This is a genomic window from Nocardioides sp., assembly GCF_036267815.1.
GTDB lineage: Bacteria > Actinomycetota > Actinomycetes > Propionibacteriales > Nocardioidaceae > Nocardioides.
In genome coordinates, this window is record NZ_DATAVI010000023.1 from 15,394 (window position 1) to 29,233 (window position 13,840).

General features: G+C 71.1%; 14 protein-coding genes and 3 tRNA genes. 10 read left to right on the forward strand and 7 right to left on the reverse strand.

Going from position 1 to position 13,840, the window contains the following annotated elements; all coding sequences use genetic code 11:
- Positions 1-2 precede the first annotated feature (2 nt).
- Genes VHW64_RS03650 through VHW64_RS03660 form a run of 3 tightly spaced genes read left to right on the forward strand, consistent with a single transcriptional unit; the run spans position 3 to position 2,021 of the window.
- Positions 3-752, forward strand: a complete 750-nt coding sequence (locus tag VHW64_RS03650) for a carbon-nitrogen hydrolase family protein (protein ID WP_329649148.1) — start codon at positions 3-5, stop codon at positions 750-752.
- A gap of 11 nt (positions 753-763) precedes the next feature.
- A complete protein-coding gene (locus tag VHW64_RS03655) occupies positions 764-1,756 on the forward strand; it encodes a hypothetical protein (RefSeq protein WP_329649149.1) in 993 nt (330 codons plus the stop codon).
- 28 nt (positions 1,757-1,784) lie between these two features.
- The gene (locus VHW64_RS03660) at positions 1,785-2,021 is read left to right on the forward strand and encodes a biotin/lipoyl-binding carrier protein (protein ID WP_329649150.1); all 237 of its coding nucleotides are present in this window, start codon (positions 1,785-1,787) and stop codon (positions 2,019-2,021) included.
- A gap of 53 nt (positions 2,022-2,074) precedes the next feature.
- Here the strand turns inward: VHW64_RS03660 and VHW64_RS03665 are convergent.
- Positions 2,075-2,163: transfer RNA gene (locus VHW64_RS03665), tRNA-Ser, on the reverse strand.
- Positions 2,164-2,175: 12 nt separating this feature from the next.
- Positions 2,176-2,535 carry a hypothetical protein gene (locus VHW64_RS03670; RefSeq protein ID WP_329649151.1) on the reverse strand — a complete coding sequence of 120 codons (360 nt, stop codon included), beginning with the start codon at positions 2,533-2,535 and terminating at the stop codon, positions 2,176-2,178.
- 111 nt (positions 2,536-2,646) lie between these two features.
- Here VHW64_RS03670 and VHW64_RS03675 point away from each other — a divergent pair, with 111 nt between their 5' ends.
- The 3 genes from VHW64_RS03675 to VHW64_RS03685 all read left to right on the forward strand — a co-directional run bounded on the left by VHW64_RS03675 (position 2,647) and on the right by VHW64_RS03685 (position 3,622).
- A complete protein-coding gene (locus VHW64_RS03675; protein WP_329649152.1) occupies positions 2,647-3,120 on the forward strand; it encodes a hypothetical protein in 474 nt (157 codons plus the stop codon).
- A gap of 45 nt (positions 3,121-3,165) precedes the next feature.
- Positions 3,166-3,257 (forward strand) — tRNA-Ser (locus tag VHW64_RS03680).
- A 206-nt stretch (positions 3,258-3,463) separates the two neighbouring features.
- A complete protein-coding gene (locus tag VHW64_RS03685; protein WP_329649153.1) occupies positions 3,464-3,622 on the forward strand; it encodes a hypothetical protein in 159 nt (52 codons plus the stop codon).
- A 27-nt stretch (positions 3,623-3,649) separates the two neighbouring features.
- On the opposite strand, the gene VHW64_RS03690 is transcribed toward VHW64_RS03685, so the two are convergent.
- From VHW64_RS03690 to VHW64_RS03700, 3 genes are all read right to left on the reverse strand, one after another.
- A complete protein-coding gene (locus tag VHW64_RS03690) occupies positions 3,650-4,642 on the reverse strand; it encodes a LuxR family transcriptional regulator (RefSeq protein ID WP_329649154.1) in 993 nt (330 codons plus the stop codon).
- Between the two features lie 96 nt (positions 4,643-4,738).
- On the reverse strand, positions 4,739-6,601 hold the full coding sequence (locus tag VHW64_RS03695) for a phosphoenolpyruvate carboxykinase (GTP) (protein WP_329649155.1): 1,863 nt from the start codon (positions 6,599-6,601) through the stop codon (positions 4,739-4,741).
- A 215-nt stretch (positions 6,602-6,816) separates the two neighbouring features.
- Positions 6,817-7,962 (reverse strand): glycoside hydrolase family 6 protein, encoded by a 1,146-nt coding sequence (locus tag VHW64_RS03700; protein WP_329649156.1) that lies wholly within the window; start codon positions 7,960-7,962, stop codon positions 6,817-6,819.
- A 163-nt stretch (positions 7,963-8,125) separates the two neighbouring features.
- Between VHW64_RS03700 and VHW64_RS03705 the strand changes: the two genes are divergently transcribed.
- Positions 8,126-8,201, forward strand: a tRNA-Arg gene (locus tag VHW64_RS03705).
- A 29-nt stretch (positions 8,202-8,230) separates the two neighbouring features.
- On the opposite strand, the gene VHW64_RS03710 is transcribed toward VHW64_RS03705, so the two are convergent.
- Positions 8,231-8,380 (reverse strand): hypothetical protein, encoded by a 150-nt coding sequence (locus VHW64_RS03710; RefSeq protein WP_329649157.1) that lies wholly within the window; start codon positions 8,378-8,380, stop codon positions 8,231-8,233.
- A gap of 29 nt (positions 8,381-8,409) precedes the next feature.
- A complete protein-coding gene (locus VHW64_RS03715; RefSeq protein ID WP_329649158.1) occupies positions 8,410-9,372 on the reverse strand; it encodes a hypothetical protein in 963 nt (320 codons plus the stop codon).
- 160 nt (positions 9,373-9,532) lie between these two features.
- Between VHW64_RS03715 and VHW64_RS03720 the strand changes: the two genes are divergently transcribed.
- The 3 genes from VHW64_RS03720 to VHW64_RS03730 are packed head-to-tail and all read left to right on the forward strand — an operon-like array spanning position 9,533 to position 13,832.
- A complete protein-coding gene (locus tag VHW64_RS03720; RefSeq protein ID WP_329649159.1) occupies positions 9,533-12,037 on the forward strand; it encodes an FAD-dependent oxidoreductase in 2,505 nt (834 codons plus the stop codon).
- A complete protein-coding gene (locus VHW64_RS03725; protein WP_329649160.1) occupies positions 12,037-12,846 on the forward strand; it encodes an electron transfer flavoprotein subunit beta/FixA family protein in 810 nt (269 codons plus the stop codon). Before VHW64_RS03720 ends, VHW64_RS03725 begins: the two co-directional genes overlap by 1 nt.
- Positions 12,843-13,832, forward strand: coding sequence for an electron transfer flavoprotein subunit alpha/FixB family protein (locus VHW64_RS03730; RefSeq protein ID WP_329649161.1), 990 nt, complete (start codon positions 12,843-12,845; stop codon positions 13,830-13,832). Before VHW64_RS03725 ends, VHW64_RS03730 begins: the two co-directional genes overlap by 4 nt.
- Positions 13,833-13,840 lie beyond the last annotated feature (8 nt).

Genomic DNA, 13,840 nt, shown 5'->3' on the forward strand with positions numbered 1-13,840 from the left:
CCATGAAGGTGGTGCTGGTGCAGGAAGCGTCCTCGCTCGACCCGGCGGACAACCGCCGACGGCTCGGCGAGGTGGTACCGGCCGGTGCCGACCTCGTCGTGCTCCCCGAGGCGTGGCAGCGCTACTTCGGGGAGCCCGGCTCCGACCTCACGCCGTACGCCGAACCCCTGGACGGGCCCTTCGCCACCGAGGTGGAGCGCGTGGCCCGGGAGCGGGGCACCACGGTCGTCGCCGGGATGTTCGAGCAGACCGACGCCATCCCCTTCAACACCGTGGTGGTGCGCGGCGGCGCCCACCTCGACTACCGCAAGATCCACCTGTACGACTCCTTCGGCTACCAGGAGTCCCAGGTGCTCGCGCCGGGGCCGGTCGAGCCCGCGACCTTCGAGCTCGACGGTGTGACGGTCGGCATCCTGACCTGCTACGACCTGCGGTTCCCCGAGCTCGCCCGGCGGCTGGTCGATGCCGGTGCCGAGGTGGTCGTGGTCCCGGCGGCGTGGGTCGCCGGCCCTCGCAAGGTCGACCACTGGACGACGCTGCTGCGAGCCCGGGCCATCGAGAACACCGTCTACGTCGTCGGCGTGGGCCAGCCCGCGCCGTTGTCCTCCGGTCACTCGATGGTCGTCGACCCGCTCGGCGAGGTGCTGGTCGAGGGCGGCGAGGACGCGGAGGTGCTCACCGCTGAGATCGATCTCACGGTGGTGGCGGAGGCGCGGCGCACCAACCCGTCGCTGGCCAACCGCCGGCTGTAGCGTCACCGACCGTGTCTCGTCCTCACCCCGCGGCCCTGGCCGCGTGGCTCCTGCTCGTGGTCGCCGCGGCGACCGCCCTCCTGGTCGGCCTCCTGGGCCCGGGCGGGCAGACGGGCGAGCGGCTGGCCGACGCCGGCGCCGTCGCGACCGGGACGGCGTACGCCTGGGGCCTGGCCGCACGCACGGGCGGACGCCCGGTGATCTTCGGCGGGCTCGCCGTGGTCCTCGGCCTGGCGGTGGTGGGAGTCGACGACAACACCCTGCGCAGTGGCGCGGCCGTCGTCACCGCGGTCCTCACCGCCGTGCTGGCGGTCATGGTCACCGTGCCGGCCGCGAGCCTGTGGGTGACGGTGCGGGAGACGCTGGTCGCGCTGCTGGTCTCGGCCCTCGGCGCGATGGCGACTCTCGCCTGGTCGCCGGCCGTCGACCTGCACCGGTTCGAGTACACCGTGCTGGCGCTGGCTCTGGTGGCCTCGGTCGTCACCGTCTACCGGCTGGGTGCCGGTCTGCACGGGCTGGGCTCGCGGGGCATGGTCACGGTGGTGGCGGGAAGCATCATGCTCGTCCTGACCGTGGGGTACGCCGAGCTGCTCCAGCGGTACGGCACCCACAGCCTGGTGGAGGCGCTGGACGACTCCGTGCGCTGGAGCCACCACCACCTGGGCGCCTTCCCCCGCCCGATCATCGCCCTGCTCGGCGTTCCGGCGCTGACCTGGGGCACGCACATGCGTGCCCGGCGGCGGCAGGGGTGGTGGATCTGCGCGTTCGGCATCGGCGTCAGCGCGCCCGTGGCCTACTGCCTGGTCGACCCCGGCCGGAGCGTGCGGGAGGTCGCGCTCGCGACGGGCTACGGATGGCTGATCGGCCTGCTGCTCGGGTTCGCCCTGATCAGGATCGACCTGTGGCTGACCTCGCCGAGCGGCCGGCGCGGACGCCGCCACGCCCCGGAGGAGGAGTCGTCGCAGCCACGTCCGGAGCCGGGTCGCACCCACGCCCTGTGGTGAGCCGCCCGCGATCGGTTAGGTTCGGACCGTGCCCCGCGAGCAGACGGTCCGGATCCTGGCCGAGATGGTCGCCAACGTGATCGCCATCGACGTGTCCGTGGGAGACGCGGTCGCCGCCGGCGACCCGGTCTGCCTGCTGGAGTCGATGAAGATGGAGATCCCGGTGCTCACCGAGCACGCCGGCACCGTCGCGACGATCAAGGTCACGCCGGGCGACGTCGTCCAGGAGGGCGACATCCTCGTCGAGCTGACCGCCGAGCGCTGAGCACTCCGCTACTGAGCACTCCGCTCCTGGGGCGCTCCGCTCCTGGGACTCGGCAGAGGGGGCGGGATTCGAACCCGCGGCTGACATCTCTGCCAGCGACCGCTTTCAAGGCGGTTCCGATAGACCACTCCGGCACCCCTCCGAGCGGCACAGGCTACTCCGAGCCGCCGATCTCCAGCTCGACGTCGTCCCAGGCCAGATCGTCGACCCGCTGGTGGTGGCGGGCGATGTCGGCGAGGAGCCGGGTGAGCCGGTCGGCGAGGTCGTCGGCGTCCGGGGCGGAGAGCACCTCGGCCGCGACGGCGTTCAGCCGGGCGATCAGCTCGTCGCGCTCGCGCAGCATGCGGGTGGCCCGGGCGGAGAGCCACGCCTCGTGTCGCGCGGGGTGCTCGCGCAGCAGCTGGTCGCGCACCGGGACCAGCTGCCGGCGCACCGACCAGCGCCAGGCACTGAGGCTGCCGCGGTCGGATCCAGGCCGCAGGAGGTCCTCGAGCGCCGCTGTCATTGCCGTCATGGGGGACCTCCACGGTGTCTCCTCCACTGTGGACCCGACCGCGTCACCCGGCAAGGCCGGGAAGCGTGCGGATTCGTGGGGCTCGCGACGGTTTCAGTTGAATAGCCTGCGATGACCAGCCCTGAGCCTGCCCCGGAGCCGACCGCGACGTACCGGCTGGCGCCGGCGCTCGGCGCGCGCCTGGTGGGCCGCAGCCTGGTGACCCTGGCCGTCCTGGTCGTGGTGGTCACCGTGGTCGACGCGGTGGCGGGCATCGGCTGGGCACCGGTCGCCGCGGTCGCCGTGCCGGGGCTCGGGCTGGCCGCGGCCTGGTCGTGGTTTCTCCTGCGCCGGGCGTGGACGGTGCGCCTGACCACGCAGGGGTACGTCGTGCGGCTGCTGTCGGGTGTCGGGGTCCGCGATGCGTCGTGGGCCGAGGTGGCCGAGGTGCTCGCGACCAGTCCCGGTGGACGACCGTGCCTGGTCGTGCGGCTGCGCGACGGGCGCTCGACCCGGCTGCCGATGGCCGCGATCGCCGGCGATGCCGACCGGTTCGCCCGCGACGTTCGCGACCGCGTGCGCGACGCGCACACGCGCGAGCGGTGATTTGGGTGGCCGCGTGCTGGTCCTTGTAGCCTGTGCGGGCTGACGGGAGGCGTCGCCTAGTCCGGTTTATGGCGCCCGCCTGCTAAGCGGGTTGAGGTTAATCCCTCTCGCGGGTTCAAATCCCGCCGCCTCCGCCAGTGGGCACAGGCCTCGCCGCTGTCGGTGGCGAGGCCTGTGACGTATCGTCGGTGAGTACGGAGTCGCGGTGGTTCGGGCACCGTCCTTGCAACTATGTGCATTGCAACTATTTGAGCCACCGCCGATGTGTCGCGCCGGTTCAAGCCTCCAGAGAATGGGTAGTTCCAGGGCAGGTGCTCTGGACCCCCGGGAGGATGTGCCACTCATGAAGATGATGCGGAAGGTCGCCGTCACGCTCGCAGCCGCGGCGCTCAGCGTCGGCGTGCTCGGCATCACGGCGCCGGCGGCTCACGCGCCGGCCCACGCGCTCGACACCAACTGGCCCTGCGCGGGATGCCTCAAGGCGCCGCCCTCCCAGCGCTGACCCCCGACCGGTCCTGGCGGCCGGACCTCAGTCGTCCTCGCGGCCCGAGACGCCGCGCTGGCCCATCGTGTAGCCGAGCTGGAAGCGCGTCTCGGCGTCGTACTCCGTCTTGAGGTCGGCGACGTAGCCCGCGAAGGTGCGCGCGCTGACCCCGAGGCGCTTGGCGCTGACCGGGTCGGAGTGCCCTTCGATGAGCATCCGGATCGTCATCGCCCGCTGTTCGCGGGCGATGTCGTTCATCATCGAGCGTTCGGTGTTGGTGAACGGGCGGGCCCGCTCCCAGGCGCGCTCGAAGACGTCGACGAGGTAGGCGACCAGCGCCGGCTCCTGGACCGCGATCGCGACGTCGTCGCCGCTCGGTCCGGGGATGATCGCGAGCCGCCGGTCGACCACGATCATCCGGTTGAAGAACTCGTCGAGCGTGCGCACCTCGGCGCCGAGTGCGGTCACCTCGGCGACGTAGCTGCGCGTCATCGCGTGACGGCGCGCGCTGTGCTGGTAGAGCGTCCGCATCGTGACGCCGCGCTCCAGGGCGGCCTGGTCGCGCTCGGTGGCTGCCTTGAGGCTGGCCCGCTCGCGGCCGGTCTGGGGCTGGGCGGTGAGCAGCTCCTCCTCCGCCTCGGCGACCGCGCCGCTGATGAAGACCCCGATGGCGTGGGTGTGGAACTCGCTGATCGGGCCGCGGACCGCTCCCGGCGAGCGCCGCCAGGCCTGCGAGAGGCCACCGAACGCGCGGGCCCACTCCGAGGACTCGTTGAGCAGGTCGGCGCCGCGCTGGCTCATCGGGCCCACGACGTGCGACTGCACGGTCGAGGGGTCGACGGGTACGTAGGAGGCGTTGTCCGGATCGTGCACCAGCAGGCTCAGCGAGACCAGCAGGTCGAGCGCCTCGCGCAGCTCGCCGCCGTGCTGGAGCCGGGGGTCGGAGTCCTTCAGCCCGCCACTGAGTGCCGCCTCCTCGTACAGCGGGGCGGCCGAGGACTCGAAGACCTCTCGCTCCCGCTGACCCAGGTCTGGCACGCTCGCATCGTCGCACATCGGGCGGTGCGCCATCACAGTGCAGGAGCTGCTCCGCCCGCCTGTGACGGCCGCCCGTGCGACGCCTTCCGGACCCGCTCAGACGCCGAGGCGCGCCTTGAGGCCGTCCAGCTCGGTCCACAGGACGGCGGGCAGCTGCTCGCCGAACTTCTCGAACCACTCCTGGATCTGCGGGATCTCGGCCTTCCACTCCTCGGGATCGACCTTGAGGGCCGCGGCGAGCTCCTCGGCGCTCATGTCCAGGCCGTCGGTGTCCAGGGACTCCGGCGTGGGCACGTGGCCGATCGGGGTCTCCACGGCGGCGGCCTGGCCCTCGATCCGCTCGATGACCCACTTCAGGACCCGGCTGTTCTCCCCGAAGCCCGGCCAGAGGAAGCCGCCCTCGCTGCCGTCGTCGTTCTGCGCGCGACGGAACCAGTTGACGTAGAAGATCCGCGGCAGCTTGGCCTCGTCGTGGTCCTTGCCCATGCCGATCCAGTGGCTGAAGTAGTCACCGGCGTTGTAGCCGATGAACGGCAGCATCGCCATCGGGTCACGGCGCACGATGCCGACCTGGCCGACCGCCGCGGCGGTGGTCTCCGAGCTCAGCGTCGCGCCCATGAAGGTGCCGTGGGCCCAGTCGCGGGCCTCGGTCACCAACGGGATCGTCGTCTTGCGACGACCGCCGAACAAGATGGCGTCGATCGGGACGCCGCGCGGGTCGTCGTACTCCGGGGCGAGGATCGGGCACTGCTTGATCGGCGTGCAGTAGCGACTGTTGGGGTGGCTCGACAGCTCGCCGGTCTCCGCCGCCGCCTCAGGGGTCCAGGGCTGGCCCTTCCAGCTCGTGGCGTGGGCCGGGGTGTTCTCCAGACCCTCCCACCACACGTCGCCGTCCTCGGTGAGCGCGACGTTGGTGAAGACCGAGTTGCCGACGTTGAGGGTGCGCATGGCGTTGGGGTTGGTGTGCTCGTTGGTGCCGGGCGCGACGCCGAAGAAGCCGTACTCGGGGTTGACGGCCCACAGCCGGCCGTCGTCCCCGATCCGCATCCAGGCGATGTCGTCGCCGAGTGACTCGACCTTCCAGCCCGCGATGGTCGGGTCGAGCATCGCCAGGTTGGTCTTGCCGCAGGCGCTGGGGAACGCCGCCGCGACGTACTTGGTGACGCCCTGCGGCGAGGTGAGCTTCAGGATCAGCATGTGCTCGGCGAGCCAGCCCTCGTCGCGCGCCATCGCGCTGGCGATGCGCAGGGCGTAGCACTTCTTGCCCAGCAGGGAGTTCCCGCCGTAGCCCGAGCCGTAGGACCAGATCGCCCGCTCCTCGGGGAACTGCACGATGTACTTGGTGTCGCTGCACGGCCAGGCGACGTCCTGCTGGCCATCGGCCAGGGGCATGCCCACGGAGTGCAGGGCCGGCACGAACGCGGCGTCCAGCTCCTCCATCCGACGCAGCACCTGGGTGCCCATCCGGGCCATCACCCGCATCGACGCCACGACGTACGCCGAGTCGGTGATCTCGACGCCGAACATCGGGCTGTCCGCCTCGAGGTGGCCCATCACGAACGGGATCACGTACATCGTCCGACCGGCCATGCAGCCCGCGTAGAGCTCGCGCATGAGGGCCTTCATCCGGTCGGGGTCCATCCAGTTGTTGGTGGGCCCGGCGTCCTTCTCCTCGCGCGAGCAGATGAACGTGCGGTCCTCGACGCGGGCGACGTCGGTCGGGTCGGTCCTGGCCCAGAACGAGTTGGGCTTCTTGGCCGGGTCGAGCCTGGTGAAGGTGCCGCTGGCGACCAGGGCGTCGGTGAGCTCGGTCCACTCCTGGTCCGAGCCGGTGCACCAGTGCACCCGGTCCGGAGTCGTCATGGCCGCGACCTCGGAGACGAAGTCGAGGATGCCGCGATGGCTGGTCGGTGCGGTGTCGTCGTCGGTGCCGGGCCGGGCTTGGGTATCAGCAGTCATCGGTGGTGCTGTCCTTCCGTACGTCGCGGTGGCCGCCCATGCCGGCAGATCGCCTGCGGGCCCGAGAGGGTCACCGGTCCGCCTCGCGGCGGGGTGAACGTGAAGTTGTCGTGCGGTCGGCCGGCGTCGTTGTCGCCCGTGTGTGGGCGGACGTTACCTCTGTCAGGAGTCCGGACATATTGGATCGATCAAGCAGGTATGACGCCGGTCACACCTCAGGCGAAGGGCGAGTACCTGATCTCGGCCAGGGCGCGGTGCAGGGCGAACGCGCCGTTCTGGTGGGCCAGCCAGGGGCGGCTCACCCACAGGTAGCCGTCGACGTGCCGCGCGGCCTCGGCGGCCCGCGCCGCGCTCAGGCCCCAGGCGGGAGAGTCGACGTCGGTGGTCGGCGGCACGCCCAGCGCGACGCAGTGCCGCTGGGTGGCGGAGTGGCAGGCCTTGGCGTAGCCGAGCGGCTTCGCGGCGTGGTGCGCGTGGTACCACGCGCCGGTGAACGCGCGTCCGTTGTCGGAGGTGTCGATGACGAAGTGCCGGTCGGCGATGCCGTCCTTGGCCAGCGCGGCGACGATCTTGGTGCCGAAGGCGACCTGGTGGCCGATGGAGTCGAAGTGGGAGGTGTCGAGGGCGAACCCGCGGGCGGTGCGGACCCCCGCGGACTCGAGCATCGACACCGCCTCCGCCGGCTTGCCGCGGAACCAGTCGGAGGAGCCCATCTCGACGTAGACCGAGACGTTCGGCTGCGCCGACAGGGTGCGGGAGGCGTAGCGCAGGAGGTGGGCGGGGACCTTCGAGCCGCCGGGGACGCACTTCAAGAACGGGCCGTCGGGCTGGAGGACGATCGCCGCGTGCTGGGCGCCGAGCGTGGTGGCCACGGTCGTGATCCACTTCTTGTACGACGTGCGCTCGGCCTGGGTGGGCAGGCGCGTGCAGGCCTCGCCCTCCCAGGGAACCATCCGGAAGAGCGTGAGCTGGACCAGGACGTCAGGGTCGCCGCCGGTCGCGTTCTGGACGTACTGGCTGACCTTGTCGGCGATGTCGGAGTCGGAGATCCAGGCCCCGAAGAACTTCGCCTTCGGTGCCAGCGCGATCGTGCCGAGGGCGGTCTTCCGGCTTCCGGTGGCCTTCTCGTACGGGGCCCACGCGGGGTCCGCGGTCCCCTCGTAGACACCCCAGTCGCGGTCGGCCAGCGGGTTGGTCGGGTTGCTGGCGGAGGGGGCACCCATCGGCACCGCCAACGCGCCAGGTCCGTGGCCGGCGTCGGGCGCCGTGACCGCGTGGCCGGCGGCCGGGGTGAGCGCTGCCAGCGCCATCGCGGAGGTCGCGAGCAACGACCCGAGAGACATCCTGGAGAGGGAGGGCATCACACGACGGTAGGTCGAACTCGGGCCCGCGTCCGGCAAATCCCGGCGAACCGAGTAAAAGGAAGCGGAGGGGTCGGAGCCCCGGTCTCGGGATTCGGTCGGTCCGACGCGGTCGGCTATCCTCGACCAGTCCTCGTCACGGCTTCCACGTGGCTTGGACACTGCGCCCGTAGCTCAACGGATAGAGCATCTGACTACGGATCAGAAGGTTGGGGTTTCGAATACCTCCGGGCGCGCCACTCTCCGACCTCGTCAGCCGGTCAGCCGGTCAGCCGGTCACCCCGAGCAGCGTGGGCAGGAACGCTAGGGCGCTGGCAATGAACTCCATGGCCATCATGAGGACTCCTCGAGGTCTGGTGTCGGGCTGCTTGCCCGCTGGCCACCACGATGCCGCCACCCACGGCACTAGGTCTGTCACCTTCCTGACACTGGCGACCCTCCGGGCGATCACGCGCTCGCGGCCGCGTGGTACGCCGCCTCGGCGTCGGCGCCCAGGGTCGGGCCCCACAGGACGCCGGGAAGGTCCACGTAGTGAAAGCTCGAGACCGAGACCAGGGTGCCGTGCGAGAGCCACGCCCCGCCGGAGGCGCCGCCGGTCATGTCACAGGGCAGGCCGAGGTCGTGCGACCCCTCCACGGTCCGGACCGAGTCACTCGAGCACGTCCACATGGACGACCCGTCGAAGGGGGCCTGGGCCGGGTAGCCGTAGATCTGGACGTCGGAGGGGGGGCTCCCGGCGAACGAGATCGGGTACGCACCGAACTGCGTCTCGAGAGGGATCCCCAAGACGTCGTCCATGGACGCGAACCCCACGTCGTACTCCAGATCCTCCGAGCCCGCATACTCCGCGGTGGTGACGAGCTTCGTGGCGGCATACACGCCTCCGGGCGCCTGGCCGTCGTGGTACTCCGGCACGAAGCTGAAGCTGCTGACATAGGCGCCGTCGGCGAACACACAGTGGCCCGCCGTGGCCACCACGTCGCCGCTCGCGCTGGAGACCAGGGTCCCGGAGCAGGAGTAGTCGACCGCGCCGATCTTGAAGAACACCCGACCCATCTTCAAGTTCGGCATGGCCTTGACGGCCTTACCCTCGACGGGCGGTGAGGTCTCCTCACGGCTGAGGACATTGTTGCCGACCGCCGCGTCGGTTGGGATCGCCGTGCTCATGCGGTGCGGCGTCCAGTACGCCTCGACCTTCTCCTGCTGGGGCGTGGTGACCGCAGCGGCGTGGGAGGAGACCAGACTGCTGGCGCCCGGGCCCTTCGCGGTGGAGTGCAGGAGCCCCGCCGCGGGCACCCTCCCGGAGTCGGGGACCCCGCCGACCGCTGCCAGCCCGCCGAGCACGGCGAGACCGGCGACGGCGGTGGCCGCGATGCGGACTGCACGACGAACGTCGGGTGGCTTGGCCATGCGGCGATCCCACCGCGATGATGCGCCGGCGTCAGTCACGCAGGGCACAGATCCCGACCACCCGGCGACCGTCCACTTGACCCGCGGGGGTCCCGGAGTTCAAACTCCTACTGTTCCATAACACGCATTGAGAAGCGTTATACGCAACAAGGGAGCTCCCGTGGCAGACGTCCCCGGATCGGCACGCTGCGTCGTCATCGGCGCCGGCATCGTCGGCAACAGCCTGGTCCACCATCTCGCGCGGCTCGGCTGGCGCGACATCGTCCAGATCGACCAGGGTCCGCTGCCCAACCCGGGCGGCTCGACGGGTCACGCGTCCAACTTCATCTTCCTCACCGACCACTCCCGTGAGATCACCGACCTCACCTTGGACTCGGTGGCGCAGTACAAGGAGCTCGGCGTCTTCACCCGGTGCGGCGGCTTCGAGGTCGCCCGCACCGAGGAGCGGATGGAGGAGCTGCGCCGCCGGATGTCGTCGTCGAGGGCCTGGGGCATCGACGCCGAGATGGTGAGCCCGGCCTTCGTCAAGGAGAAGGTGCCCTTCATCGAGGAGGACCAGATCATCGGCGCCTTCTGGCAGGAGGGCGTCGGCGTGGTCGACTCGCTCCGCGCCGGCACGCTCATGCGCGAGGGCGCCGTCGAGGCCGGAGCGCTGACCACGGTGCCCAACGTCGAGGTGCTCGGCCTGGACGTCGAGGACGGCCGGATCACGCGCGTCCGCACCGACAAGGGCGACATCGAGGCCGAGACGGTGGTCATCGCCTGCGGGGTGTGGAGCCCCAAGATCGGCGACATGGCCGGCATCAGCATCCCGCTGGTGCCCGCCGTCCACCAGATGATCAGCGTCGGGCCCTGCCCGCAGCTGTCGGGCAAGGAGGGCGAGATCTCCTTCCCGATCGTGCGCGACATGGACACCTTCTGCTACGAGCGCCAGCACGGCGCCGACATGGAGGTCGGCTCCTACGCCCACCGGGCGATCCTGATGGAGCCCGAGGACATCCCCACGATCGAGCAGTCCAAGCTCTCCCCGACCGAGCTGCCCTTCACCGAGGAGGACTTCGACCCCCAGCTAGAGCAGGCCTTCGAGCTGATGCCCGACCTGCTCGGCGCCGAGGGCGCGGAGATCCGCTACGCCATCAACGGCCTGCTCTCGCTGACCTGCGACGGTGCGCCCATCCTCGGCGAGAGCGAGGTCAAGGGCCTGTGGACCGCGGCCGCGGTCTGGATCAAGGAAGGCCCCGGCGTCGGACGCGCCGTGGCCGAGTGGATGACCAACGGATACAGCGAGATCGACCTCGCGCACAGCGACATCGCCCGCTTCCACGAGCACCAGAAGCGCCGCGAGCACACCCGCCTGCGCACCACCGAGTCGTTCATCAAGACCTACGGGATCATCCACCCCAACGAGCAGTACGAGTCCGACCGTGACCAGCGCAAGGCGCCGATGCACGAGTCGCAGCAGAAGCTCGGCGCGTTCTTCTTCGAGACCGCCGGCTGGGAGCGGCCCCACTGGTACGAGTCCAACGCCGACCTCCTCGAGCAGTACGGCGACGCCGTCATGGCGCGCGAGCACGAGTGGGACTCCCGCTGGTGGAGCCCGATCATCAACGCCGAGCACCTGCGCATGCGCGAGGCGGCCGGCGTCATCGACCTCACGGCGTTCCAGATCTTCGACATCGAGGGCCCCGGCGCTCTCGACAGCGTGCAGCAGACCTGCGTGGCGCAGTGCGACGTGGCGGTCGGCAAGGTCATCTACACGCCGGTGCTCGACGCGGCCGGCGGGTTCCGCTCCGACCTGACCGTGATGCGCCTGGGCGACGACCACTTCCGCGTCGTCACGGGCGGGGCGCACGGTCCCGCCGACCGTGGGTGGTTCGCCGACCACCTGAGCGGTGAGGCGACGCTCACCGAGCGCACCGACGAGCTCTCGACGATCGGTCTGTGGGGTCCCCGGGCACGTGACATCCTCGCCTCGCTCACCGACGCCGACGTCTCGGGCGAGGGCTTCGCGATGCTCAGCTGCCGCGAGATCACGGTGAACGGCGCGACGGTGCTCGCGTCGCGCATCTCCTACGTCGGCGAGCTCGGCTGGGAGCTCTACGTCGCCATGGACGACGCCCCGGGCGTCTGGGAGGCGCTGCTCGCCACCGGCGACAGCCACGGCACCCGGCCTGTCGGGATCGGCGTGTACGGCACGACCGGCCGCATCGAGAAGGGCTACCGCGCCTACGGCTACGAGCTCGACGCCGAGCGCTCGATCATCGAGGCGGGCATGCAGCGGCCCAAGGTCAAGGCCGCCGACTTCGTCGGTCGGGAGGCCTACCTGGCGCAGCGCGAAGCGGCTCCGAAGACGGTGCTCTGCACGCTGACGGTCGAGGACCACACCTCGGCGTCCGGGATGAAGCGCTACATGCTCGGCGGCGAGCCGATCCTGACCCGCGAGGGCGGCCTGCTGACCGACGGTCACGGCCACCACCCCTACGTCACGACCGCCGGCTCGGCCCCGTCCCTGGGCAAGCACGTGCTGCTGGCCTACCTGCCGCCCGAGCAGGCCGTGATCGGGACCGAGCTCGCGGTGTCCTACATGGAGGAGCTGTACCCCGTGGTCGTGGGCTCGGTCGACGCCACCCCGGTGTTCGACCCGAGCAACGAGCGGATGCGCTGATGGCCGCTGCCCCGGGCGTCCTGGTGTGCGTGAAGCGCGTGCCCGACATCACCGAGGAGGTCGTGCTCAGCGAGGACGGCCAGTCGGTCGACGGACGGCGCTCCGGCTTCACGATGAGCGCGCACGAGGAGTGCGCGGTCGAGCTCGCGGTCCAGGTGACGGCGGCGAGCGGCGGGGAGTCGACGGTCCTGACCCTCGGCGACGCCGAGGCCGTCGAGCAGCTCCGCAACGCCCTCGCGGTCGGGTGCAGGGCCGCGACGCACGTCCTGGGCGAGCCGTTCGCGTTCGGGCCGAGCGACGTCGCCCGCGAGATCGCTGCGGTGGTCCGCGCCCACGAGGAGTCCGGCCGGTCCCACGACCTGGTGCTGCTCGGCAACGACGCGGCCGACAGCGGCGACTTCCAGGTGGGGATCCGGCTGGCCTACGAGCTCGGCCGCCCGGTCGTCAACGGCGCGAAGACCGTCACGATCGAGGAGTCACCCGAGGGCCCGGTCGTGGTCGCCGTGGGCGAGGGTCCCGATGGCCAGGAGACCTACCGGGTGCCGCTGCCCGCGGTCGTCACGATCCGCGAGGGCGGTGTCGAGCCGCGCTACCCATCGGTGCCCGGTCGCCTGAAGGCCAAGAAGATCCCGATCGAGGAGCGTGAGCCGGTGGCGGCTCCGAGCGGCGCCGGGCGCGTGCGGATGGTGCTGCCGCCACCCACGCCGAGTGCCGTCCAGATCCTCGGCGAGGGGCCCGAGGCCGCGGGCGCCGTCGTCGACCTGCTCGAGAAGCTCGGAGTGCTGACCCCCGGAAAGGCCGCACCGTGATCCTGACCCTCGTCGAGACCGACCTCGAGGGCGCGGCGGTCGAGGTCTCCCTCGAGGCCGTCACCTTCGCCCGTGACCTCTCCGCCGCGGGGAACGGCGTGCCGGTCGACGCGGTCGTGTTCGGCGAGGTCTCCGACGACCTGCGCGGTGACCTCGCGTCGTACGGCGTGCGCAACCTCCACCGGGTCGGCGGCGACGGCGTCGCGGCCTACTCCGGGGCCGGCTGGGCCTCGGCGATCCAGCAGGTCCGCGACGCCGCGGGCTCCGTGGTGGTGATGGCCGCCGGCACCGACCGCGGCACCGAGCTGATGGCTCACCTCGCCGCTCGGTCCGGGGCGTCCATGGCGGCCAACGTCTTGTCGTTCTCAGGTCTCGCGCCGTTCGTGGTCACCCGGCAGGTCGTCGGCGGAGCCGCGATGGAGGAGATGAACCTCCATCAGCGACCGGCGGTCCTCACCGTCGCCGGCCACGCCGTCGAGGCCAAGCCGGCCGATGTCTCCGGCGCCGCCGACCTCGTCGAGCACGCGCCGGCGATCGCCCCCGAGGACCTCGTGGCTCGCGTCGTCTCGACCGAGCAGGCCGAGGCCGACGACGAGTCGGGCGCCCTCACCTCGGCGAAGGTCGTGGTCGGCGCCGGACGCGGCGTCGGCGGACCCGACAAGTTCGACGACGTGATCGAGCTGACCGACCTGCTGGGCGCCGCGCTGGGCGTCTCGCGGGTCGTCACCAGCGCCGGCTGGCGGCCGCACCACGAGCAGGTCGGCCAGACCGGCAGCCGGATCTCGCCCGATCTCTACATCCCCTGCGGCATCAGCGGCGCGATCCAGCACTGGGCCGGCTGCTCGTCGGCCAAGAACATCTTGGCCATCAACTCCGACGCCGAGGCGCCGATGGTGACCCGCGCGACGTACGCCGTGATCGGCGACCTCCATGAGATCCTTCCGGCGATCAACGAGGAGATCCGCCGGCGCGGGTACGGCGGCTGAGAGCATCG